The organism is Sphingomonas sp. (genome assembly GCF_035944535.1).
Taxonomy (GTDB): domain Bacteria; phylum Pseudomonadota; class Alphaproteobacteria; order Sphingomonadales; family Sphingomonadaceae; genus Sphingomonas_B.
In genome coordinates this window covers 263,954-288,199 of record NZ_DASZBC010000003.1, presented here as the reverse complement: position 1 = coordinate 288,199, position 24,246 = coordinate 263,954, and the positions used below count along the sequence as shown (strand labels likewise).

Sequence of the window (24,246 nt, the reverse complement as noted above, 5' to 3'; positions counted from 1 at the left end):
GAACGAGCTCGTCAAGCGGATGCGCAGCTTGCGGGAGAAGAAGCACCGCAAGCGCGAGGGCCTGTTCCTGGCGGAGGGACTGCGCATCCTGACCGAAGCGCGCGAGGCCGGTGCGCTGCCGGAGTTTCTGTTCTTCGCGCCGGAAGGGGGCGGTCACCCGCTCGCGCAGGCGCTGATCGCCGACACCGAGGCGGCCGGCGGCGAGGTGATCGAGACGACGCCGGACATTCTGTCCAAGCTTTCGGGCAAGGAGAACGCCCAAACGCTGGTCGCAGCCTATCGGGACCGGTTGACGCCGTTGGGCGGTATCGACCGCACGAGTGCCGACATCTGGATCGTCGCCCAGGCGCTACGGGACCCGGGCAATCTGGGCACGATACTGCGCACATCGGACGCGATCGGCGGCGGCGGGCTGATCCTGGTCGATGATTGCGTCGACCCTTTCTCGGTCGAGGCGGTACGGGCCAGCATGGGCGCGCTCTTTACCCAGGCGATCGCCGCGACCCGCTGGGAGGAGTTCGTCGCCTGGCTGCGCAGCGGCCCGGGGCAGCTGGTTGGAACCAGCCTGCGCACCGACACCGACTATCAGGCGCCGCGCTACCAGCCTCCGACCTTCATCCTGGTCGGCAACGAAGCGCAGGGCCTGCCGCAAGCCTATGAGCGGGAATGCGATCTGCTGGTGAAGATGCCGATGCGCGGCAAGGCCGACAGCCTCAACGCCGCGGTGGCGACGGCGGTGATGGCCTATGAGGTGCTGAACCAGCGGCGCGCGCGTTAGCGAAGCCCGCCCGCCTCCGCCACGGCCTTGTTCATCTCCTGAAGCTTGTGGCGCAGCGCGGTGGCGAAGCTCATTTCCACCGCGTGGCGCACGTCGTGGTGCGCATCGAGATAGAGGCGGAGCGTCTGTGCCGGCGCGCACCACATGCGGGCGGCAGTCTGCAGCGTGACGGTGGCACTCGCCGTGTCGCCTGAGAGCACCGTTACTTCACCAACCAGATCGCCCGGCCCAACCCGGCCTACTGCCTTGCCGCCACTCGTCACTTCCGCCTCGCCTTCGGCGATGTAGAAGAGATGGGTGACGGGCTCGCCCTGCCTGATCAGCGTCTCGCCCGCCTTGCCGGTGAGCCACAGTCCCTGATCGAGGAAGTGCCGCGCTCGAGCGCGCGGCAGTTCGTTCAGCAGCGCCTTCAGCATCGGCTCTTCGTCCGGCGTGAAGCGCACGGCGGCGTTGCTGCGCATGAACTGGAGGAGCAGCACCAGGTTAACCAGCAGCAGCGCCACGTTCCAGAACAGCAACGCCGGTTCGAAGCTGAAAAGCCCGGTCGCCAGGATGCCGGCGATGGCCGAGGCGATCACGCCGATCCGCACTCGCACCAGCCGCGCGGGCAGCATCGCCGCGACCAGCAGCAGATATTGCAGATGCCCCATCGCCCAGGCGAGGCCCGAACCGGTGTCGCCTTCCATGTAGACTCCCCCTCTCCGTCTCTTCTTCGACCATGACCGATTTGCGCGCAATATCCACGTATTTCCGCGCTCTTCCGCTTGCCAGCCGCCCCGCATGCCAGCATAACGGCCCGAAACAAGACAAGGCGGGTCGCGTACGCCGGATCAGGTCGATGGGGGGCCAGCGCGAATATGAGTGGGGTTTTTGCGAGCCTGCGCGCCCGTGCCGCTGCCGGTCTGGCCTTATGCCTGTGCCTGGGGCTTGCCGCGATCGCGCTGATGATCGCATTCGGTGCTTCGCCGTCCACAGCACAGTCGGCGCGGACCGATGCCGCCGCGCATCTGGGCGTGGCCAGCTGCTCCGGCTCGACCTGTCATGGCCGGCAGGAAGGCGACGGCAAGGTCGTGCGCCAGGACGAGATCAAGCTGTGGCAGGAAGAATCGACCGCTGGCGGTACGCATAGCCGCGCACTTCGCTTGATCGGCACTGCTCGGGGCCAGGCGATCGCCGCCAGGCTGGGCATCGGCGACGCGACCCAGGCGCCGATGTGTCTCGGCTGCCACGCCGATCCGGCGCCGAACCGCGGCCCCCGCTTCCAGAAGAGCGACGCAATTGGCTGCGAGGCCTGCCATGGCGGCGCACAGAACTGGCTGCAGTCACACTATACGGTCGGCGCGAGCCATGCGCGCAACGTTGCGCAAGGCATGGTGCCGCTGGAAAACCCGAAGGTGCGGGCAAGCGTCTGCCTCGACTGCCATTTCGGCAGCGCCGATCCGGGACAGTTCGTTAATCATCGCATCATGGCCGCGGGCCACCCGCGCATCGTGTTCGAGATGGACCTGTTCTCGACGCTGCAGCAGCATCACAATGAAGATGCCGACTATGCCGCGCGCAAGGGCCGCACCGACAATGTGCGGATGTGGGCGACCGGCCAGGCCATGGCGCTGGAGCGAGCGCTGTCGCTCTTTTCGACGCCGCGCATCGGTCAGGAAGGCATTTTCCCAGAATTCTACTTCTTCGATTGCCATACGTGCCACCGCCGCATTTCTGACGAGCCGAGCGCACGTCCGACGGGCGTGCCCAACCCCGGGCGGCCGATCCCGGACGGCATGCCGGCCTTCAACGACGAGAATATGATCATGCTCTCGGCGGCGGCGCGCGTCGTGGCACCGGAGCTCGGCCGACGGTTCGAAGCGGACGCCCGCGCCTTCCATGCGGCGCTCGCCCGCGATCGTGGCAGCGCCGTGGCCGCTGCCGCCCGGCTCCGCGAGACGGCGGGCGCGCTCGCCGAAGCCTTCTCCCGCCGCAGTTTCGGCCGGACCGAGACGTTCGCGATTATCGACTCGATCGCAAGCGAAGCGATCAGCCCGCGCTTTACCGATTATGAAGGCAGCGTGCAGGCGGTGATGGCGATGGACACGCTGCTGAACGCGCTGGTCAATGGCGGCGGCGTGAACGGCAATGCCGCGGGTGCCATCCGGGCAGAGATCAACCGCGCCTATGCCGCCGTGCGCGAACCGAACAGCTACAAGCCCCTTGAATTCCGCCGCGCCCTTGGCGGCGCGGCCCGTACGATCCGGACCCTCAGGTAATGCGTAAAAGCGTATTGTTTTCGACCTGCGGCATGGCCGCGCATCGAACGGTTGCGGCTCTGGCAGCCGCGTCTCTGCTGCTCGCCTCTTGCGGGGGCGGAGGCAACAGCCCTTCCCCGGCCGCCACACCCACGCCGAGCCCGACGCCCACATCGGTCTTCACGGCGCCTGCCCAGGAATCGCTCACTATTGCCGATGTGCAGCGGATCATGGCGCAAGGCATCGCGGAGGCGCAGGCGAGCAACCGTCCGGCGGTGATCGCGGTCGTGGACCGGGTCGGCAATGTGCTCGGTATTTTCCGGATGAACGGATCGCCGCAGAATCTGACGGTCGCCTCGGCGCCCAACGGCGAGAAGATCGACGTCCAAGGGCTGGTCGTTCCGGCAGAAGGCGGCGCAATCGCCAAGGCGATCACCGGCGCCTATCTCTCCTCCGGCGGAAATGCCTTTTCCAGCCGCACGGCGAGCCAGATCGTCCAGGAGCATTTCCCGCCCGGACCCAACACTGCCGGCCTGGAAAGCGGCCCCTTGTTCGGCGTGCAGTTCAGCCAGCTGCCCTGTTCGGACCTGAACACTCGCTTCATTGCCAATGGCGGCCCGCGTGCGCTGATCGGGCCGAAGCGCTCGCCGCTCGGGCTTGCCGCGGATGCCGGCGGCTTCCCGCTCTACAAGAATGGTGTTCTGGTCGGCGGCGTCGGCGTGATGGCCGACGGCGTCTATGACTTCGATCCGGACATCACCGATTTCGAAGGACTGGACGAGGAATATATCGCACTCGCCGCCACCTTCGGCTTTGAGGCGCCCGAGGATATTCGAGCCAACCGCATCAATGTGGACGGCACCTCGCTTCGCTATAGCGACGCGGTCCCATCGCAGCTTCGGAGCAATCCCGCGAACGCGCCCGCTTTCTCCACGCTGCTCGGATCGGCGGGCTCGCTTGCGCCTGTGCGCGACTATGTCGACCTGTCGCTTCGCGCCGGCGTCGCTTACGGCAGTGAAGCATCGGGGATCCGGCGCGCGACGGCAGCCGAGTTCAATAACCCCGACGCTTTCATCCTGACCGACGGCTCCGGCACGAACCGCTATCCGATCCGCGGCGGCACCGACGGCAGCGCCATCGCCCAGCCGCTCACTGCCACCGAAGTGCGCGCTGTGCTGGAAGAGGCGTTCACGATCATGAGCCGCGGCCGCGCGCAGATTCGCCGCCCGCTCGACAGCCGCATCCAGGTTTCGATCAGCGTCACCGATACGTTCGGCTCGGTGCTCGGCATCGTCCGCTCGCCTGACGCTCCCATCTTCGGCATCGATGTGTCGCTACAGAAAGCGCGCAGCGTCGCCTTCCTGTCCAACGCCGTTGCGGCCCAGCAGCTCTCGACAACGCTCAGCGCCGAAGTGCCCGCCTTTGTCCAGCGCACCCGCGACTTCCTTGGCGATCCAGCGGCGCTGACCGGCAATGTCGCCTATTCGAACCGCGGCCTGGGCCTGCTCGCACGACCCTATTTCCCCGACGGCGAGGTCGGACGACCTAATGGCCCGCTCGGCCGCCCGGTTCAGCAGTTCAACCCATTCTCGACCGGTCTTCAGTCCGCTCTGATCATCGACAATGTGCGCGAACATCTCGCCTATCTGACGCTCAACGCACCGATCGACACGCCGCCGCGTTGCACCAAGCTGCTCGACAGCCTGCCGAACCTGAACCGGCTGGCGAATGGCCTGCAGATCTTCCCGGGCGCGGTGCCGATCTACCGCGGTACGCAGTTGGTTGGTGCCATCGGAATCTCCGGTGATGGGATCGACCAGGACGATATGATCAGCTTCCTGGGCCTCGCTAATGCCAGCAAGCGTGTTGGCGGCATCGGCCATGCGCCGCAGGAGCGCCGGTCGGACCGTGTCGTGGTGCAGCTCGGCGGCCGCGAAGTGCGGCTGCGTTACGTGAACTGCCCGTTCGCGCCGTTCCTCGACACCCCCGACCAGAATGTGTGCCAGGGAATATGATGTTCTGGTCCGCCTCTCTTTTCGCCCTGGCGCTTGCCGGGCAGGATACACAGAGTGCCGTTCGGGCTGAGCCTGTCGAAGCCCTCCCTTCCTCTTCTCCGCCGCCGCCCGGGGCGATGACCGAGGAAGAAAAGCAGGGCTTCGACAGCTCCGGATCCAGTCCGGAGCCGAACGGTGAAGAGCAGTTGGAAGAACCGGATTCCGGCCTGATCGACGGCCGCCGGCGTCCCGGCGTCACTCAGCGCGACTTGCCGGACAAGGTTGAGCAGGACAATCCGGGCGCCGTGCGCGCGCCGCCGCCGGAAGCCTTTCCGACGAGCGAGTTCCCCATCCCCGACCGTTGGCGGCTGATCCAGTCGCTCGGGCTGGTCAAGGAGCGGTTTCTCGATCCCTATAACCAGAACACGTATAAGGGCGACCGCCCGCTCTGCATCCCGACCGAGGAGGAGCAGGAGCGGCGCGCACGCGAGGGGCTGCCCAAGTGCCGCACCCCCAAATTCCTGGGACTTAAGGGCAAGGACTGGTTCTTCTCGATCAACGCGGCCTCAGACACCGTGGTCGAGCCGCGCAGCTTCCCCATCCCGGTCGGCAACCAGACGACGACGCGGCCGGACAGCAACGACGTGTTCGGCAAGCCTTATTCGAACGTGCTGTCGCAGACCTTCATCTTCGGCGCGTCGCTGACCAAGGGCTATACCGCCTTCAAGCCGCCCGATGTCGAATATCGGGTCAGCCTCGCTTACAACATCAACTATGTGACGGTGCCCGAACGGCGCGTGCTGTTCGTCGAGCCGTCCAAGGGCAAGCGGCGCCTTGATCATTTCCTGGGCGTGCAGGAGCTGTTCTTCGACAAGCACCTGCGCAACACCTCGGACCGGTTCGATTTCGACTCGATCCGGATCGGCATCCAGCCGTTCCAGACCGATTTTCGCGGCTTTCTGTTCAACGACCTGCAACTGGGCGTGCGGCTGTTCGGCAGCCGCGACAATAACCGCATTCAGTATAATCTGGCGGCCTTCTGGCGGCTGGAGAAAGACACCAACTCGGGCCTGAACTCGGTCGTCCAGCGCCCGCGCGACGATTGGGTCTTCGCGGCCAACGTCTATGTGCAGGACTTCCCGGTGCCGAGCTTCACCAGCCAGGGCACGGTCGTCTACAATATGAACCGGGAGCAGAACCGGATCGAGGTCGACGATAACGGCTTTCCGGTCCGCCCGGCCCTGCTCGGCGACCTCCGAGGACGCGAGTATGACGTTGTTTATGTTGGCTATAATGGCGACGGGCATTTCGGCCGGGTCAATCTGACCGTCTCCGCCTATGGCGCGTTCGGCGAGGACCGGAACAGCTTCTTCACGTCGCGGTCGGCCAAGATCGCGAGCTATTTCTTCGCCGCCGAACCCTCAATCGACTTCGACTGGGTCCGCCTCCGCGGCGCAGCGCTCTACGCCAGCGGCGACAAGGACCCGTACAACAATACCGAAGCGGGCTTCGACGCCATCTTCGAGAACCCGATCTTCGCCGGCGCCGACACCAGCTACTGGATTCGTCAGACCATTCCGTTCGCAGGCGGCGGCCGCGCCGTCTCGATCAACGGTCGCAACGGCATATTGAACACGCTCCGCTCGTCCAAGGAGCAGGGCCAGTCCAACTTCAACAATCCCGGCACCGTGCTGCTGGGCGCGGGCGCGGACTTCGACATCACGCCGACAACGCGATTCACGCTCAACGCCAATCACCTCTGGTTTGCGAACACGGCGACGCTCCGCGCCCTGCGCGTTGAGGGCTCTATCCCCAAGGACATCGGCTTCGACCTCTCGGCGGCAGCGATCTGGCGGCCCAAGGCCAATCAGAACATTGTCTTCCGCCTGTCCGGCGCGATGCTGCAGCCCGGCAACGGCTTCAAGGATCTGTTCTCCAGCCGCCCGCGCGACAGCCGCTTCTATTCCGTCCTCTTCAACGCGATCCTGACCTACTGATGCGCGCCATCCACGCCCTTCTCGGCTCCCTCGCCCTGCTGATCGCAGCGCTGATCGGCCCGCAACTTATCGCCTCCTCGGCCGAGAAGCCGGTGGCGCGCACTTACCCCTTCTTTCCGCCCGCGCCGCGCGATCGCACGCCGGAGGACATGGCGGCGCAGAATGCCGGCTGCACCGGCTGCCACACCGCCAGCGACGCGCCCACCATGCACGTGTCGCAGGCCGTCGCGCTCAGCTGCGTCGACTGCCATGGCGGCACCCCGATCAAGGACGCGATCGACCCGAGCTGGAAGCATGACGATCCGCGCTACGTCGCGCTGCGCGACAAGGCGCACGTGCTGCCCAAATATCCGAACAGCTGGCACTGGCCGTCCTCCGCCAATCCGGAGCGCGGCTACACGCTGCTGAACAAGGAAGCGCCGGAATATATCCGCTTCGTCAATCCGTCCGACTATCGCGTGGCGCGCGAGGCGTGCGGCGCCTGCCATATGGAAGTGATCGAGGCGGCCGAGCGCTCGATCATGGCCTCGGGCGCGATGCTGTGGGGCGGCGCTGCCTATAACAACGGCATCGTCCCGTTCAAGAATTACGTTCTCGGCGAGGCCTATACCCGCACCGGCGAACCGGCGAAGATCATGTCGCCCGGCAATCCGCACGGCACCGTCACTGATGCGCAGAAGAAGCGCGGCGCCCTGCCCGTCCTCTATCCGCTGCCGGCCTGGACAGTGATCCCGCCCGCCGACGTGTTCCGCGTGTTCGAGCGCGGGGGCCGCACGATCAACTCGAACTTCGCCGAGATCGGCCTGCCCAACTCGACCGGATCGATCCAGCGGCTTGACGAGCCCGGCCGCCCGGACCTGAAGCAGTCAAACCGCGGCCCCGGCACCGGCCTGCGCGTCGCCATCCCCGCGCTCAACATCCACAAGACGCGCCTCAACGACCCCTTCATGTGGTTCATGGGCACGAACGATCAGCCGGGCGACTATCGCAACTCAGGCTGCGCGGGCTGCCATGTGGTCTATGCGAACGACCGCGAGCCGCGGCACAGCCTCACCTGGGCCAAATATGGCCGCGACGGCCAGACAGCGACCGTCGATCCGACCATCGCGAACAAGCTGCAGAAGTCCGGCCATGACGATGGCCATGGCAAGGCGCCGGCTCATGGCGCGGTAAAGGCCTATGGCGCGCACGGCTCCGCGGCCAAGGAAGCGCCGAAGGAGAAGGGCCACCCGATCCAGCACGCCTTCACGCGCGCGATCCCGACCGCCCAGTGCATGAATTGCCACATGCACCAGCCGAACATCTTCCTGAACTCCTATCTCGGCTACACCATGTGGGACTATGAGTCCGACGCGCCCTTCCTGTGGCCCGGACCCGAGAACAAATTCCCGCGGCCGGACGGCATGTCCGACGAGGACTATAAGAAGAAGTTCAAGTCGCAGCATTATCCCGACGCGGCGACCGTGCGCGCGATCAACGACCGTAATCCCGAGGCGGCGGCGGCGCGTGGCCTGTGGGGCGATCTCGAGATCCTGCGCAATGTTTACGACATCAACCCGCTGCTGAAGGACACGCAGTTCGCCGACTATCACGGCCATGGCTGGAACTTCCGCGCGATCCTGAAGCGCGACCGCGAAGGCAATCTGCTCGACGCCGACGGCAACAAGGTCGATCCGGACGATCCGGAGAAATGGCGCAAGCAGGGCGAAGGAAAGTTCGTCGAGGCCGGTACCAATCCGGGCAAGACCGTCCACATGATGGACATCCATGCCGAAAAGGGCATGCAGTGCGCCGACTGCCACTTTGCCCAGGACAATCACGGCAATGGCCTGATCTATGGCGAAGTCGCGAACGCGATCGAAATCGGTTGCAAGGACTGCCACGGTACCGCCGACGCTTACCCTACGCTGCTGACCTCCGGGCCCGCGGCGCCGCCGAGCGGCAACAATCTTGCGCTGCTGCGCAATGCCGACGGCCAGCGCCGCTTCGAATGGACCACCGACGAACACGGCCAGCGGGTGCTGATCCAGCGCTCGATCGTCGATCCGAAGCTCGAATGGAAGGTCAGCCTCGTCAAAGACTCGGTCGACCGCGCCTCGACTCACTTCAACGCCAAGGCGGCCCGCGCCAAGCTGATGTCGCGCCGTGGCGCCGAAGACGGCAAATTCGCCTTCGGCTCGGGCGTGAAGCTGGGCGATCGCGCGCACGGCGACGACAAGATGGCCTGTTTCACCTGCCATCTGTCCTGGACCACCTCGTGCGGCGGCTGCCACCTGCCGATCGAGGCGAACTGGAAGACCACCAGCCACAAATATGAGGGCGAGGAGACCCGCAACTTCGCGACCTACAACCCTCAAGTTGCCCGGGACGAGATGTTCCAGCTCGGCCGGCACCAGACCACCAAGGGTGCGATCATCGCCCCTGTCCGCTCCTCGTCGGCGCTGGTGCTGTCCTCGACCAACCTGAACCGAGAACGCATCTATGTGCAGCAGCCGCCGGTCTCGGCCGCTGGTTTCTCGTCACAGGCCTTTGCGCCGCACTTCCCGCACACGGTGCGCAAGACAGAGACAAAGACCTGCACCGACTGCCATTTGTCGGCGAATGAAGACAACAACGCGATCATGTCGCAGCTGCTGCTGCTCGGCACGAACTTCGTGAACTTCGTCGGGCTGAATGCCTGGACCGGGCTTGACGGCGCCTTCGAGGCGATCCGCGTCACCGAATGGGACGAGCCGCAGGCGGTGATCGGCTCCTACCTGCACCGCTATGCCTATCCCGATTTCTACAAGCTCCATGTCGATCAGAATGGCCGCGAGCTAAAGGAATGGACGCGTGGCATTCGCTTCGACGGCGACCTGTCCGGCGAGACCAAGTCGCCGGAGATCTTCCGCAACGTCGTGCAGAATGCCGGCGGACGCGTCGGCTGCCTGCAGCTCCGCGGCGAATATATGTATGTCGCCGAAGGGCGCGGCGGCTTCCGCGTCTATGACGTGGCCTCGATCGCCAACAAGGGCTTCTCCGAGCCGATCGTCACCGGCCCCTTCTCGAGCCTTGGTCACGACACGCATGTGAAGACGCGCAACGCCACCTGCATGGCGCTGCCGACCATGCAGGCGATCAATCCGCTGAAGAACACGGCGGAGATGCGCACGATCAACGAGGAACAGCCCTTCCACCCCATCTACAGCTACGCGGTGGTGACGGATGCCGAAGAAGGCCTGATCCTGGTCGACGTGACGACAATGGCCGACGGCGAGTTCCGCAACAACTTCCTGAAACGGAACGTGACCTGGAACCCGGGCGGCGTGCTCAATGGCGCCAAGCACATCACGCTCGCCGGGCACATCGCCTATATCACGACCGCGCGCGGTCTCGCCGTTGTCGATCTCAATGATCCGAAGCACCCCAAGCTTGCCGCGGAAGTTCCGCTGCAGGACGCCCGCGCCTCGACGATCCAGTTCCGCTATCTCTGGGTGACCGACCGCGATGGCGTGAAGCTGTTCGACGTCACCAACATGCGCGCGCCGGTCCCCGTGCCGTCGGGCACCATCCCGCTGGCCGACGCCCGCAAGATGTATATCGCCCGCACCTATCTCTATGTGGCGGCCAAGGGCGAAGGACTGGCAATCGTCAACGTAACCAGGCCGGCCGCCCCCGTCATCTACCGCAAGGAGACGTTCGGGGGGCAGCTGAACGATGCCGAGGACGTGATCGTCGGCACCACGAACGCGTCGCTGATCGGCTATGTCGCGGATGGGCGGAACGGTCTGAAGGTCATCCAGCTGACCAGTCCCGGCAGCCAGCCGAACTTCTACGGCTTCAGCCCGGCCCCCATGCCCGAACTGATCGCCTGGGCGCGCACGCCTTCGGCTGCCCTGGCGCTCAGCAAAGGCCTGGACCGCGACCGCGCGGTGGACGAACAGGGTGGCCAAATCGCCGTTTTCGGCCGGCTGGGCTCACGGCCCTTCAGCCGGGCGGAGATGGAGAAGCTGTTCCTCGGCCCCCACGGCATCCCGTATAAGGTCGTGGACGCGCCTGACATGCGCGACTGGCTGGAATAGGCGATCGCCACATCTGCGCTTTGGCAAGCCGCTCGGCGGCACTAAAGGACGGCGTGTTCTTCGTTACCGGATAGGTGCATCGACGTGTGCGGGATTGCGGGCTGGTACAGGCGCGGCGGAAAGCCGGTGGCCGAAGATGTGATCGCCGCACAGAATGACCGCATCGTGCATCGCGGGCCCGACGATGCCGGCTACTTCACCGATGGCGACTTCGGCTTTGGGATGCGGCGATTGAGCATCATCGACCTGGCCGGCGGCCATCAGCCGATCCACTCGCCCGACGGCCGATATTCGATCGTCTTCAACGGCGAGATCTACAACCATCTGGAACTGCGGCCTGAGCTGGAAGCCGCAGGTCTTCGCTTCTCGACTCACAGCGATACCGAAACACTGCTCGCCAGCTTCCTCCGCTGGGGCGATGACGCCTGGCTGAAGCTGGAAGGCATGTATGCCGTGGCTATTTGGGACATGGCCGAACGGCGGCTGACGCTGGCCCGCGATCCGCTCGGCATCAAGCCTCTCTACCTGACCGAGCAGCATGGCGGAGTCGCCTTTGCCTCCGAGATCCGCTCGCTGCTGGTGCTGCCCGAGCACCGGTTCGACCTGGACGAACGCGGCGTGCACGACTTCTTCAGCTTCGGCCATGTCCAGCGGCCGCGCTCGATCTACGCCCAGGTGCACAGCCTCGAGCCTGGGCATGTGCTGCACATCGGCCCAGAGGGTGCGCCGAAGGTCAGCTGCTTCTGGCGCCCGCGCTTCCAGGTTCGCCAGGGTCTGTCGGAAGCGGCGTGGATCGAGGAAACGCGCGAACGGGTCCAGCGTACGGTCGAGCATCACATGCTCGCCGACGTGCCGGTTGGCGCCTTCCTGTCCGGCGGCGTCGACTCCAGCGCCATCGCGGCCTCCATGGCGCGCGTGGCAACGGCGCCGGTCAAGGCCTTCACCGTCGGTTTCCCCGGCACATCGATCGACGAAACGGCAGCGGCCGCACGGATCGCCGGTCACCTGGGCCTGGAGCATATCGTGCTCCCGCTGGAGCCGATTGCCGCCGGTGACCTGCTCCCTGCCGTCCAGGCCGCTTTCGACGAACCTTGTGCCGCCACCGCCGCCGTCCCAATCTGGCATCTCTCCCGCCTGGCCGCCAGCCACGTCAAGGTCGTGCTGTGCGGCGAAGGGTCGGACGAGATTTTCGCCGGCTATAAGCGCCAGCGCACCGCGCTAGCCGCAGCCCGCTGGGCACCTTTGCTGCGCGGGCTGAGCCCCGTCGCCAGCGGCGCCGAGAAGCTCGCGGCGCTCGGCGGCACGCGCCTTGCCTATCTGCGCCAGAACAGCCGCCGCTTTCGCGATGCGGCCATGCTCGACAACAGCTTTCAGCGCTTCTTCGCGGGCACCCAGATCAGTTCTCCAGCGACGCGTGCGCGCCTCTACGAGCATGATTTCTGGCTACGGCAGGACGGGCCTGACGCCTTCCTCCGGCTGGAGCAGGAATATTTCCCTGAAGCAGAGGCGCGGCGGCTCGACCCGCTACAGCAATTTATGCTGGCCGACATCGCCGTCCACATGCCCGGGTCGCTGCTCAACCGGCTCGACCGGGGCAGCATGGCCCACTCGCTGGAAGCCCGCGTTCCGTTCCTGTCGCACCATTTCGTCGACTGGAGCCTGACCATGCCCACGGACATGAAGCTGCGCGGGAAGGTCGGCAAATATGCACTCCGCAAGGCGGTCGAGCCGTGGCTGCCGCCGAACGCCCTCACCAAGAAGAAGCTCGGCTTTCAGCTTCCCTTCGCCGAATGGTTTCGCGGCGACTTCAGTGCCTTCGCACAAGAGGCTTGGCACGACAGCGGCGCCGTCCACGGCGGCTATCTGAAGCCGGCCGCCGTCGACCAGCTCTTCGCCGAGCACCGGGCGGGTGTCGCCAACCACGGCCGCATCCTCTACGCGATCGCGATGTTCGGATGCTGGTGGCGCGACACGATGCGCGGCGGCGCTCAAGAGGCCGCCTGACATGCTGATCGATTTTCGGAAAGAACCCGAATCAGCCGATTTGCCGGCCGACGTCTGCATCGTCGGCGGCGGCGCGGCGGGCGTTACCCTCGCCCGCCGCCTGCTCGAACGCGGGCAAAGCGTCATCCTGATCGAAAGCGGCGGCCTCGATTTCGAGGAAAAGACGCAGAAGCTTTATAAGGGCGCCAATGTCGGCATGCCCTATTACGATCTGGAAGAGTCGCGGCTCCGCTTCTTCGGCGGCACCGTATCGATCTGGGGCGGACGCGCGGCCTTGCTCGACGAGATCGACTTCGCGAAGCGCGCCTGGGTGCCGCACAGCGGCTGGCCGATCACGCGCCATGCGCTGATGCCTTATTACCGGCAGGCGCACGACATCTTCGAACTCGGCGAGTTCAACTACGAAAACGACATCTGGGGCACGCTTGGCCTTGGCGATCCGGGCTTCGATCCGGACAAGCTCGGCCTCGATCTCTGGCGCTTCGACGAGGCCAGCGAGCGCTTCGCCGCCGCCCGGACCAAGGACCTGTTCGAGCATCCGCGCATTCGCATCCTGCTCCACGCCAATGCGGTAAAGGTCCAGGCGGACCCAAGCGGCCGCACGATCGATCAAGTCTCGATCCAGTCGCTGGACGGTCCCGCCCGGCCGGTCCGCGCGCGGCGCTATGTGCTTGCGGCGGGAGCGATCGAGAATAGCCGGCTGCTGCTCGTTTCGAACGACGTCGAGCCGCATGGCATCGGCAATGCGCGCGACCAGGTCGGCCGCTTCTTCATGGAGCATCCCTGCGGCCGCATCGGTAAGGTCGAGACGGATCGCCCCTATGAGCTCTGGGACCTGTTCCAGAAACGCTTCATGCGCAAAGGCCCGCCCCTCGCCCCCGTGCTGCGGCTGAGCGACGCGACACAGGAACGGGAGCAGGCGCTCAACAGCATCGTCACGTTCAAGCTGCAGGGCGATCCGGCCAAGGGGGTCGCGATCGGCAACAAGGTCTACCACAACCTCAAGCACGCGATTAACCCCAGCCGCGGCGGCCGGCGCCTCGACCATGCCTATCGCGGCATCCGCGCCTGGTTCCACCGCACCATCCGCGGCGCGATCGAGCAGGCCCGCGCTAAGGCGGGCATGACCGACCTGTATCTGATTGTCCGCGGCGAGCAGGCGCCCAATCCTGACAGCCGCGTGCTGCTATCGAACGAACGCGACACGCTTGGGCACCGCCGCGCCGATCTGTCGTGGCAGCTGCTCGACGCTGACAAGCACACGGCCCGCGTGTTCGCAAAAATATTCGGCGAAGAGCTTCAGCGCCTCGGCCGTGGTTGGGTGACGCCGAGCCCCTGGCTGCTCGAACCCGGCGCGCAATGGCCGGTTGACCCGACGGTAGGCAATCACCCGATCGCCGGCTACCACCATATTGGCGGCACCCGCATGAGCGAGGATCCCGCCACCGGCGTGGTCGATCCGAACTGCCGCGCGCACGGCTATGACAATCTCTACGTCGCCGGCAGTTCGTCCTTCAGCACCGGCGGCTGGGCCAATCCGACCCTCACGATCGTGGCGCTGTCGTTGCGGTTGGGGGATCATTTGGCTGGCGCATAGTTCTCCGTCATTGCGAGCGCAGCGAAGCAATCCACGTCCCGCGCTGGATTGCTTCGTCGCTTCGCTCCTCGCAATGACGTCGAAGGCGAAGGGGCCTCACGCTAAGTCGCCAGAGCATCCAGGGCGCTGTTCGCCTGGGCGCGGACGAACGGATCGCGCGTCGTCTCCAGCAGGGAGGTGAGGCTTTCGCGGGCGGCCGAGCTTTGCTCCAAGGCGATCTGCAAACGCCCCAGTTCCCACCAGCCCTGGCTATGCGCCGGCGCGATGGTGACGATGCGTTCGTAAATGGCGAGCGCGCGCTCTGCATCGTTCGACCGCTCCGCCCTGCTCGCCTGGTTCATTAGCAGGCGCAGCAGCGCGGCTCGATTCGACATCGGCGCGACATGTTCGTCCCGCAGCGGCGCAGTGCCGAGCATCGCCTGCAGCAGGGCGACAAGCTGCTCCGGCTCCACGCGCGCACCGCGGTTGAAGGGATCGATGATGATGGGCTCGTCCTCGCCGATGGCGACCAGCACATGGCCTGGCGTGTTGAGCGCATGCACCGTCCAGCCGATGCGGCGCCCCACGGCGACATAGAGGATGGAGAGCGCGATCGGCATGCCCTTGCGCCGATCGATCACGCTGATCAGGTCGGCATTGGCGGGGTCATCATAGGTGTCGCGGTCGCCATGGAAGCGGAACTCGCCCGCAACGACGTCTGCAAGGGCGGCCGCCTGTGCGGCAGCGCTGTGCGCCGTCACCGCACGCGTCAGCAGACGGTCGGTCATAGCCTGGAGCAGATCGACATAGTCCTCCAGATCGACGTCGGCGTGATCGAGCGCGGCGATCTCGAGCGCCGCCGCGTCGAGCTCTATCTCCTGCTCATCGACCAGGCCGAGATGCGCGATGTCTTGGATCATTGCCTGACTTGTACCTTCCCGAAAGCAAAAGGCCGCCCCTTTGGGACGGCCTTTCCATTGTCAGCCGTACATGGCCTCTCAAGCCCGCACGAACCCCGCTCCGGAGGCCGCGCTCACCTGCTGCGCCATGTTCGCGTCAAGACAATGAGACATTTGACCACCTCCTTTCGATTGTTGAACGATCGATTGAAGATGAGATGTAAGCTCGCAAATTCAAGAGCTTGAACACGCAAAAGCCCCGAACGTCAGGTAACGTCCGGGGCTTTGGCGATGGTGGGCGCGGTAGGGATTGAACCTACGACCCCACCCGTGTGAAGGGTGTGCTCTACCACTGAGCTACGCGCCCGAAATCGGGAAGCGCCGCCCTTAAGGGAGCGGCGCAGACCTGTCTAGCCGCTAGACGTTGCAGGCGTCCTTCAGGCCCTTGCCGGCCTTGAACTTGGGCTGGCTCGATTCCTTGATCGACATCGGCTCGCCGGTACGCGGATTGCGGCCCGTGGACGCCTTGCGTCGGCTGACCGTGAAGGTGCCGAAGCCGACCAGCCGCACTTCGTCGCCGCGCTTCAGCGCGGTCGAGATGGTGTCGAACACCGCCTCGACCGCCTTGGCCGCGTCGCCACGGCTCAGCCCCGCATTGTCGGCGACCGTGCCGATCAGTTCCTGCTTGTTCATTCTGCCTTGGCCCCTCTCTCCCGGTCCTCGCCCCTACGGACTCGGGTGTGAATCAGCCTTGCAGTAAGGCGGAGCGCTGCCACGGCGTCAATGGCCATGGCAGCGCCCTTGTCCCGTTTGTGATCAATGGCGGACGGTCGCTTCGCCTTCGGGCCGAACCGGCGGCAGGCCTGCGGGCGGCTGGGCAGCCAATTCGTCTGCTTCCGTCCACTCGATCGCGGTCAGCGGCTGGGTCAGAGCGCCGGCGAGCACCTGGTCGACATGGGCGACCGGCAGGATGTCGAGGCCTTCCTTGATGTTGGCCGGGATCTCAGCGAGGTCCTTCTCGTTCTCCTGCGGGATATAGACGGTCTTGATGCCGCCCCGCAGCGCTGCGAGCAGCTTCTCCTTCAAGCCGCCGATCGGTAGCACGCGGCCGCGCAGCGTTACTTCGCCGGTCATTGCGACATCCTTGCGCACCGGCACGCCGGTCAGGGTCGAGACGATCGAGGTGACCATGCCGATGCCGGCCGAAGGCCCATCCTTCGGTACCGCGCCCTCAGGCAAGTGGATGTGGATGTCCTTGCGGCCGAACAGGCTCGGCTTGATGCCGTAAGCCGGCGCGCGGGCGCGGACGAAGCTGAAGGCGGCCTGCACCGACTCCTGCATCACTTCGCCCAGCTTGCCGGTGGTCTTGACTTGACCCTTGCCGGGCACCGTGACGCTCTCGATCGTCAACAGCTCGCCGCCGACTTCGGTCCAGGCGAGGCCGGTCACGGCGCCAATGCCATGCTCCTCTTCGCCGACCCCGTGCCGGAACTTTCGAACACCGGCATAGTCGGACAGGTTCTCGGGCGTGATCTCCGCCTTTTCGATCTTGCCTTCGAGAATCCGGCGGAGTGCCTTGCGAGCAAGCTTTGCGATCTCGCGCTCCAGCGTGCGGACACCGGCTTCCCGCGTGTAGTAGCGGATCAGGTCGCGCAGGCCATCCTCGGTCAGCACGAACTCGTTCGGCTTAAGGCCATGCGCCTCGATCTGCTTTTCGATCAGGTGGCGCTTGGCGATCTCGACCTTCTCGTCCTCGGTGTAACCTTCCAGCCGGATGATCTCCATACGGTCTAGAAGCGGCTGAGGCAGGTTCAGCGAGTTGGCCGTGGTGACAAACATCACGTCCGACAGATCGACGTCGACCTCCAGATAATGGTCGTTGAACTTGTTGTTCTGCTCCGGGTCGAGCACTTCCAGCAGTGCGGATGCGGGATCGCCGCGAAAATCCTGACCGAGCTTGTCGATCTCGTCGAGCAGGAACAGCGGGTTGGACGTGCCCGCCTTGCGCAGGTTGGTCACGATCTTGCCCGGCAGCGAGCCGATATAGGTGCGGCGGTGACCGCGAATCTCGGCCTCGTCGCGAACGCCGCCCAGCGACTGGCGTACGAACTCGCGGCCGGTCGCCCGAGCGATCGACTTGCCGAGCGAGGTCTTGCCCACGCCCGGCGGGCCGACGAGGCACAGGATCGGCCCCTTCAGCTTGTTGGTGCGCGCCTGGACGGCGAGATATTCGACGATCCGGTCCTTGACCTTCTCCAGACCGTAATGGTCCTCGTCGAGGATGCGCTCGGCCTCGGGAATGTCGCGCTTCAGCTTCGACTTCTTGCCCCAGGGCAGTCCCAGCAGCACGTCGAGATAATTGCGCACGACGGTCGCTTCTGCGGACATCGGCGCCATGGTCTTGAGCTTCTTGAGCTCGGAGGTGGCCTTGGCGCGCGCTTCTTTCGAAAGCTTCAGCTTGGCAATTTTGGCGGTGAGTTCGGCGATCTCGTCGCCATCCTCTTCCGGCTCATTGCCCAGCTCGCGCTGGATCGCCTTCAGCTGCTCGTTCAGATAGTATTCGCGCTGAGTCTTCTCCATCTGCCGCTTCACACGGCTGCGGATCTTCTTCTCGACCTGGAGCACGCCCAACTCACCTTCCATGAAGGCGAAGACCATCTCCAGGCGGCGCGCGGGGTCGAGTTCGACCAGCAGCGACTGCTTGTCTGCGACCTTAACCGAGATGTTGGCGGCAACCGCATCAGCGAGCCGCGACGGCTCCTCAATCTCGGCGAGCTGCACCGCGGTTTCGGCCGGCAGCTTCCGGTTGAGCTTGGCATAATTCTCGAACTGCTCGACAACCGAGCGCATCAGCGCCTTGGCCTCGACGCTCTCGCTCTTATCCTCTTCAATCAGCGTGACGGTTGCCGTCATCGGCTCGCCGTCGCGCTCCAGCACATCGAGCGATGCGCGCTGCTTGCCCTCGACGAGCACGCGCACAGTGCCGTCAGGCAGCTTCAGCAGCTGCAGCACGGTCGCGATCACGCCCAGGTCGTAAAGATCGTCGCGATCCGGATCGTCATTCGCCGGATCGAGCTGGGCGACCAGGAAAATCTGCTTGTCGCCCGCCATCGCCTGTTCGAGCGCGGCGACGGACTTGTCGCGGCCGACGAACAGGGGAACGATCATGTGCGGGAAAACGACGATGTCCCGCAGCGGGAGAACGGGGAAACTCTGGCTCATGCAAACTCCGGTTGCGCGAAGACGCGCGCTTTCCTTCTATATGGGGCGGGCGCCACACGCATCAATCGCCCTCGACTCAGGCGGACGCTAGCTTATGCACCTTTCCACTTCGTGGCGCCCCCAAATGCTTGATCGGCGGGCGTTCGTCGCCGCCCTGCCCCTGCTCCTCGCGTTCCGAGGCGCCCCCGCACCCGACCTGCTGGCGCGCGCCATTGAGCGAGCCGGCGGCAGGGAGGCGCTGCGCCGTGCTCGTGCGCTGCGCTGGACTGGCACGGCCACGATCTTCGCTGCCGGGAAGATGATCGGCATCGGCGTCGACACGATGGTCGAGCCCTTTCGGCGCGCACGCTCCACTTCCTGGTTGCTCGAGCAAGGTCCCGCATCGCGTCGATCGATGGTGCTGGAGCCAGCCGATGCCTGGCTGGAGCGTCGCGGCGTGCGGCTGCCGATGCCGGAGCGCATGCGCACGCACGAACAGCAGCAATTCGCGATCTACGGGCTGATGCGACTGACCGACTTGCAGGCGCCCAGCGTAGCGGTCAGGGCCGCTGGCAACACGCTCCGCGTCCGCCACCCCGCCGCGCCTGAGACCTTGCTCCGCTTCGACGAGCAGGCGACGCTGATCGGCGCCGAAAACCAGGTCCGCAGCGCCGAAGATGGCTCGACCATATTGCAGCACTTCCACTTCGGCGATCACCGGCGAGTCAGCGGCATCCTATGGCCGCACCTGATCCGGATCGATCAGAACGGCCGCCCCTATTTCGAACTGCGCATTGCCAGCTTCAGCGCTGGGTGAAGGCTGCGGCGCGACCGATCAGGCGGCGCCGCTTTCCTTCTTCTTCGCATAGACGCGGACCGGATCCTTGCGGCCTTCGACCACATCCTTGTCGATCATCACCTCGTCGACGCCGTCCATCGAAGGCAGATCGAACATGGTGTCGAGCAGGATGGCTTCGAGGATCGACCGCAGACCGCGCGCGCCGGTCTTACGAGCGATCGCCTTCTTCGCGATGGTGGTCAGCGCATCCTCTTGGAAGGAAAGGCGCACATCCTCCATGTCGAACAGCTTCTGATATTGTTTAACCAGCGCGTTCTTGGGCTCGCTGAGGATCTTGACCAGGGCGTCGATGTCGAGGTCTTCCAGCGTCGCGATCACCGGCAGGCGGCCGACGAACTCGGGGATGAGGCCGAACTTCAGCAGATCCTCGGGCTCGCACTGGCGCAGCACTTCACCGGTGCGGCGCTCGTCGGGCGCCGCGACATAGGCGCCGAAGCCGATCGACTTGCCCTGCAGGCGATCGCCGATGATCTTCTCAAGCCCCGAGAAGGCGCCGCCACAGATGAACAGGATGTTGGTCGTGTCGACCTGCAGGAATTCCTGCTGCGGATGCTTGCGCCCGCCCTGGGGCGGCACGGAAGCGGTGGTGCCTTCCATCAGCTTTAGCAGCGCCTGCTGCACGCCTTCGCCCGACACGTCGCGGGTGATCGACGGATTCTCGGCCTTGCGGCTGATCTTGTCGATCTCGTCGATATACACGATGCCGCGCTGCGCCCGCTCAACATTATAGTCGGAAGCCTGAAGCAGCTTCAGGATGATGTTCTCGACATCCTCGCCGACATAACCGGCCTCGGTCAGCGTCGTCGCATCCGCCATGGTGAAGGGGACATCGAGGATGCGAGCGAGCGTCTGCGCGAGCAAAGTCTTGCCGCAGCCGGTCGGCCCGACCAGCAGGATGTTCGACTTGGCGAGCTCGACATCCGCGCCCTTCTGGCCATGCGCCAGGCGCTTATAATGGTTGTGCACCGCCACCGAGAGGACGCGCTTGGCCTGCTTCTGCCCGATCACATAATCGTCGAGAACGTCGCAGATTTCCTGCGGGGTCGGCACGCCGCCGTCCTTCTTGGACACGAGCGCCGACTTGGTCTCCTCGCGGATGATGTCGTTGCACAGCTCCACGCATTCGTCGCAGATGAACACGGTCGGGCCCGCGATCAGCTTGCGCACCTCGTGCTGCGACTTGCCGCAGAAGGAGCAGTAGAGCGTGCTCTTGGAGTCCCCGCCGCTCAATTTCGTCATTCCATCATCCCTCGGCCCGCTCAGCGCAGGCCCTCGCTAGCAGGGGCTATGTTAGCCACCGCTCCTGAAACCACAATGCCGAATGTGCCGGGCTGTTCCCGGCTTAACCATTTGAGCTGTGGACCGCTTGCGCGGGTCTGAAGCAATATGAGGTGGCAGAAGGCTGGTTCAAGAAGGTCGCGCCAGCGCCGCGGTGCCGCTATATGGCAGGGATATGAAGATGTTCGCCCTGCTCGCCGCCCTCGCCCTCGGACAGGAAGCCCCGCCGCCCGCCGCGCCGGCGCCCGAAACCGTTAAGGTCACTCTAACCACCACCCAGGGTCCGGTGGTGCTCGAACTCGAGAAAAGCCGCGCGCCTCTGACCACGGCCAATTTCCTCCGCTATGTCGACCAGAAGAGGCTCGACGGAGCCGCCTTCTACCGCGCCGCCAAAGCGCCCAATGCCGCCGATTACGGCCTGATCCAGTTCGGCACGCGCAACGACCCGAAGCGCACCTTGCCTCCGGTGGCGCACGAGCCCACGAGCAAGACGGGTCTCAGCCACAAGAGCGGCACCATCTCTCTCGCCCGCGCGGCGCCTGGCACCGGCGCCGGCGACTTTTTCATCGTCGTCGGCGACACGTCTTCGCTCGACGCGCAGCCGGGCGGCGACTCCGGTTTCGCCGCCTTTGGCCGGGTCGTCGAAGGCATGGACCTGGTGAAGTCCCTCCTTGCCGCACCCACCGACCCGAACAAGGGCGAGGGCGTGATGAAAGGCCAGTATCTTGCTGAGCCCGTCGTTATCACGACCGCCAGACGAGCCAAGTAGCGCTTCGGCAAACATTTTTTCTCACCGCAGCCGAAACGAAAGCATCCCGAACGCAATCCGTTCGTTTGGACCCGCCACAGGAAGGTGGGCATGAACGAGATCGAATGGCGTGAAGCCCTTTATCGGCAACTAGCCCGGCAGCCCGGCATCCCGGCCGGCCTGCGTCCCGAACTGATCAAGCGCGCGGAGACGTGTACGGTTCGCGCGCACCGTGGCACCCCGTCATATTACGCGCCGCGGCCAGACGTCCAAGGCTGCAAGGGCGCGATCAGCCGCTAACGGTTGCCCTCCGTTCATGGTTGCGGCGATAAGCGCGCTCCATGCGTATCCTTGCCTCCCTTCTCCTCGCCCTGTCTCTGTCTGCGTGCGGGAGCGCCGCGCCCGCCGCGCCGCCCGCAAAACCGGCCATGTGGAAGCTCTCCGATCCGGACACGACCATCTATCTGTTCGGTACGGTCCATGTCCTGCCGTCGGACCTGAAGTGGCGCACCCCGCGCTTTGAACACACGCTCGCCAGCGCTGACGAGCTGGTGCTCGAGATCGCCGATCAGGGCGACAAGGCAGCCATCGCCGAGACCTATCGCAAAATGGCCCAGTCGCCCGGGCTGCCACCCGTGCTCGACCGCGTGCCGGCGGAGAAGCGGGCCCAGCTGGAAGCGCTCATCACCAAGAAGGGCCTGCCGCTTAAGGCCCTGAATGCGATGGAGACCTGGGCGGTCGCGATCACCCTGGGCGCCTCCATGTACACGGACATGGGCGCCTCGGCGGACGCGGGCGTCGAGACGACGTTGCGCTCCAGCATCGGCGGCAAGCCGGTGTCCGGCCTCGAGACCACGGCCCAGCAGCTCGGCTATTTCGACCGTATGCCTGAAGAGACGCAGCGCAAGCTGCTCGTCAGCATGCTTGACGATGCGAGCTCCGCCAAGGCGGACTTCCAGAAGATGGTCCGCGCCTGGAGCAGCGGCGACACCGGCGCTATCGCCCGCACCTTCGACGATGAACTAAAAAAGGCCCCGGAGATCGCCAAGGTACTGATCGACGAGCGCAACGCAAACTGGGCACAGTGGCTGAAGGCGCGGATGGACAAGCCCGGCACCGTCTTCGTCGCTGTGGGGGCCGGCCACCTCGCCGGCAAAGGCTCGGTCATCGACCTGCTCCAGAAGCAGCGGCTCAAGGTACAGCGGGTGCAATAGTTGCTTTTGCAGCCGACCGCGTCTATGCGCCCGCGCTTCCGTCATGGTCATCCCTGGAGGCGTGGCGGAGCAACTGAACCTGACCTGCTACTTGGAGACATGCGATGAGCGAGACGCTGACGCTGTCGGCCGAGGTGCGCGAACGGGCTGGCAAGGGAGCCTCCCGTGCTATCCGCCGTCAAGGCCGCGTACCCGCCGTCATTTACGGAAACAACGAAGCACCCGAGGGTATTCACCTCGAGGAACGCGAGCTGATGAAGGCGCTCATGACCGGCCACTTCATGAACTCGGTCGTGATGATCAACGGCACTCGCACCCTACCCAAGGACGTGCAGTTCCACCCGGTCACCGATCGTCCGCTCCATGTCGATTTCCTGCGCATCGGCGAGCATTCGACCGTGACCGTCGAAGTGCCGGTGCGCTTCGAGAATGAAGAAGCCTCTCCCGGCCTGAAGCGCGGCGGCGTGCTCAACATCGTCCGCCACGAGCTGTCGCTGGTCTGCGACGCAGCCGAGATCCCGGACGAGATCGTCATCGACCTGAAGGGCTTCGATGTCGGCGACTCCATCCACTTGAGCCATGTGACCCTGCCGCAGGGTTCCAAGTCCGCGATCACCGACCGTGACTTCACCATCGCGACCATCGTCGCCCCGTCGGGCCTGAAGTCGTCCGAAGGCGACAACGAAACCCCGGCCGAAGGCGAAGGCGCCTGATATAAGCGTCATGCCGAACTTGTTTCGGCATAAGGCGTCCGTCTCTCCGCAGATGGATGCCTTGTGCTGAAACAAGTTCAGCATGACGTGCTTTCTCGATGCAAATCTGGGTTGGCCTCGGCAATCCGGGCGCGCAGTATGCGATGCACCGGCACAATATCGGCTTCATGGCGGTTGATGCCATCGCCGAGGTCCATGATTTCGCGCCACCCAAGCGCGCCTTTCAGGGCTGGGCGCAGGAAGGCCGCATCGGCGGCGAGAAGATCCTGCTGCTGAAGCCCGCCACATTCATGAACGAAAGCGGCCGGGCCGCCGGTGAAGCAATGCGCTTCTACAAGCTCAATCCCGGCGACGTGACCGCCTTCTATGACGAGCTCGACCTCGCCCCCTTCAAGGTCAAGGTCCGGATCGGCGGCGGCACTGCGGGCCATAACGGCATCCGCTCGCTGGACGCGCATCTCGGCCCGGATTTCCGCCGCGTCCGGCTTGGCATCGGCCACCCTGGCCACAAGGACCGGGTAACCGGCCACGTCCTCGGCAACTTCGCCAAGGCAGAGATCGAGCCGCTGACGGATCTGCTCGGCGCCGTTGCGGCGGAGGCTGAGTGGCTGGCCAAAGGCGACGACGCGCGGTTCATGAACGATGTGGCGTTGCGGCTGCAGCCTTCCTAACCCGTTCGTGTCGAGC

General features: G+C 65.1%; 18 protein-coding genes and 1 tRNA gene. 13 read left to right on the top strand and 6 right to left on the bottom strand.

What is annotated here, in order from left to right; genetic code table 11:
• Nucleotides 1-19: 19 nt before the first annotated feature.
• Nucleotides 20-778 carry an RNA methyltransferase gene (locus VGT77_RS03260; RefSeq protein WP_327459518.1) on the top strand — a complete coding sequence of 253 codons (759 nt, stop codon included), beginning with the start codon at nt 20-22 and terminating at the stop codon, nt 776-778.
• Here the strand turns inward: VGT77_RS03260 and VGT77_RS03255 are convergent.
• Nucleotides 775-1,464 (bottom strand): cyclic nucleotide-binding domain-containing protein, encoded by a 690-nt coding sequence (locus VGT77_RS03255; RefSeq protein WP_327459516.1) that lies wholly within the window; start codon nt 1,462-1,464, stop codon nt 775-777. The two genes, VGT77_RS03260 and VGT77_RS03255, sit on opposite strands and share 4 nt — an antisense overlap.
• Nucleotides 1,465-1,635: 171 nt before the next feature.
• Here VGT77_RS03255 and VGT77_RS03250 point away from each other — a divergent pair, with 171 nt between their 5' ends.
• The 6 genes from VGT77_RS03250 to VGT77_RS03225 all read left to right on the top strand — a co-directional run bounded on the left by VGT77_RS03250 (nt 1,636) and on the right by VGT77_RS03225 (nt 14,668).
• Nucleotides 1,636-3,036: a multiheme c-type cytochrome gene (locus VGT77_RS03250; protein ID WP_414713352.1), complete on the top strand. Its 1,401-nt coding sequence runs from the start codon at nt 1,636-1,638 to the stop codon at nt 3,034-3,036.
• Nucleotides 3,036-5,030 carry a heme-binding protein gene (locus VGT77_RS03245; RefSeq protein WP_327459514.1) on the top strand — a complete coding sequence of 665 codons (1,995 nt, stop codon included), beginning with the start codon at nt 3,036-3,038 and terminating at the stop codon, nt 5,028-5,030. The genes VGT77_RS03250 and VGT77_RS03245 overlap by 1 nt, the downstream gene beginning before the upstream one ends.
• A gap of 116 nt (nt 5,031-5,146) precedes the next feature.
• Entirely contained in the window at nt 5,147-7,006 is a 1,860-nt protein-coding gene (locus VGT77_RS03240; protein WP_327459512.1) for a hypothetical protein, read from the top strand.
• Nucleotides 7,006-11,067, top strand: a complete 4,062-nt coding sequence (locus VGT77_RS03235; RefSeq protein WP_327459510.1) for a multiheme c-type cytochrome — start codon at nt 7,006-7,008, stop codon at nt 11,065-11,067. The genes VGT77_RS03240 and VGT77_RS03235 overlap by 1 nt, the downstream gene beginning before the upstream one ends.
• An 84-nt stretch (nt 11,068-11,151) precedes the next feature.
• Nucleotides 11,152-13,071, top strand: a complete 1,920-nt coding sequence (asnB, locus tag VGT77_RS03230; RefSeq protein WP_327459508.1) for an asparagine synthase (glutamine-hydrolyzing) — start codon at nt 11,152-11,154, stop codon at nt 13,069-13,071.
• A 1-nt stretch (nt 13,072) separates the two neighbouring features.
• Nucleotides 13,073-14,668, top strand: a complete 1,596-nt coding sequence (locus VGT77_RS03225; protein WP_327459506.1) for a GMC family oxidoreductase — start codon at nt 13,073-13,075, stop codon at nt 14,666-14,668.
• A gap of 101 nt (nt 14,669-14,769) precedes the next feature.
• Here VGT77_RS03225 and VGT77_RS03220 read toward each other — a convergent pair whose 3' ends face one another.
• From VGT77_RS03220 to lon, 4 genes are all read right to left on the bottom strand, one after another.
• A complete protein-coding gene (locus VGT77_RS03220) occupies nt 14,770-15,567 on the bottom strand; it encodes a transglutaminase-like domain-containing protein (RefSeq protein WP_327459504.1) in 798 nt (265 codons plus the stop codon).
• 271 nt (nt 15,568-15,838) lie between these two features.
• Nucleotides 15,839-15,913, bottom strand: a tRNA-Val gene (locus VGT77_RS03215).
• A 50-nt stretch (nt 15,914-15,963) separates the two neighbouring features.
• Nucleotides 15,964-16,239 carry an HU family DNA-binding protein gene (locus tag VGT77_RS03210; protein WP_327459502.1) on the bottom strand — a complete coding sequence of 92 codons (276 nt, stop codon included), beginning with the start codon at nt 16,237-16,239 and terminating at the stop codon, nt 15,964-15,966.
• A 123-nt stretch (nt 16,240-16,362) separates the two neighbouring features.
• On the bottom strand, nt 16,363-18,768 hold the full coding sequence (lon, locus tag VGT77_RS03205; RefSeq protein WP_327459500.1) for an endopeptidase La: 2,406 nt from the start codon (nt 18,766-18,768) through the stop codon (nt 16,363-16,365).
• A 124-nt stretch (nt 18,769-18,892) separates the two neighbouring features.
• Here lon and VGT77_RS03200 point away from each other — a divergent pair, with 124 nt between their 5' ends.
• A complete protein-coding gene (locus VGT77_RS03200; protein ID WP_327459498.1) occupies nt 18,893-19,564 on the top strand; it encodes a hypothetical protein in 672 nt (223 codons plus the stop codon).
• Nucleotides 19,565-19,582: 18 nt separating this feature from the next.
• On the opposite strand, the gene clpX is transcribed toward VGT77_RS03200, so the two are convergent.
• Complete coding sequence (gene clpX / locus VGT77_RS03195) at nt 19,583-20,845, bottom strand: ATP-dependent Clp protease ATP-binding subunit ClpX (RefSeq protein WP_327459496.1); 1,263 nt, start codon at nt 20,843-20,845, stop codon at nt 19,583-19,585.
• 214 nt (nt 20,846-21,059) lie between these two features.
• Between clpX and VGT77_RS03190 the strand changes: the two genes are divergently transcribed.
• The 5 genes from VGT77_RS03190 (at nt 21,060) to pth (ending at nt 24,230) form a co-directional block, all read left to right on the top strand.
• Nucleotides 21,060-21,653, top strand: coding sequence for a peptidylprolyl isomerase (locus VGT77_RS03190; protein ID WP_327459494.1), 594 nt, complete (start codon nt 21,060-21,062; stop codon nt 21,651-21,653).
• A gap of 90 nt (nt 21,654-21,743) precedes the next feature.
• Complete coding sequence (locus VGT77_RS03185; protein WP_327459492.1) at nt 21,744-21,932, top strand: hypothetical protein; 189 nt, start codon at nt 21,744-21,746, stop codon at nt 21,930-21,932.
• 41 nt (nt 21,933-21,973) lie between these two features.
• Nucleotides 21,974-22,846 carry a TraB/GumN family protein gene (locus tag VGT77_RS03180; protein WP_327459490.1) on the top strand — a complete coding sequence of 291 codons (873 nt, stop codon included), beginning with the start codon at nt 21,974-21,976 and terminating at the stop codon, nt 22,844-22,846.
• A 104-nt stretch (nt 22,847-22,950) separates the two neighbouring features.
• Nucleotides 22,951-23,559 (top strand): 50S ribosomal protein L25/general stress protein Ctc, encoded by a 609-nt coding sequence (locus VGT77_RS03175; protein ID WP_327459488.1) that lies wholly within the window; start codon nt 22,951-22,953, stop codon nt 23,557-23,559.
• Nucleotides 23,560-23,657: 98 nt separating this feature from the next.
• Nucleotides 23,658-24,230 (top strand): aminoacyl-tRNA hydrolase, encoded by a 573-nt coding sequence (pth, locus tag VGT77_RS03170; RefSeq protein ID WP_327459487.1) that lies wholly within the window; start codon nt 23,658-23,660, stop codon nt 24,228-24,230.
• Nucleotides 24,231-24,246 lie beyond the last annotated feature (16 nt).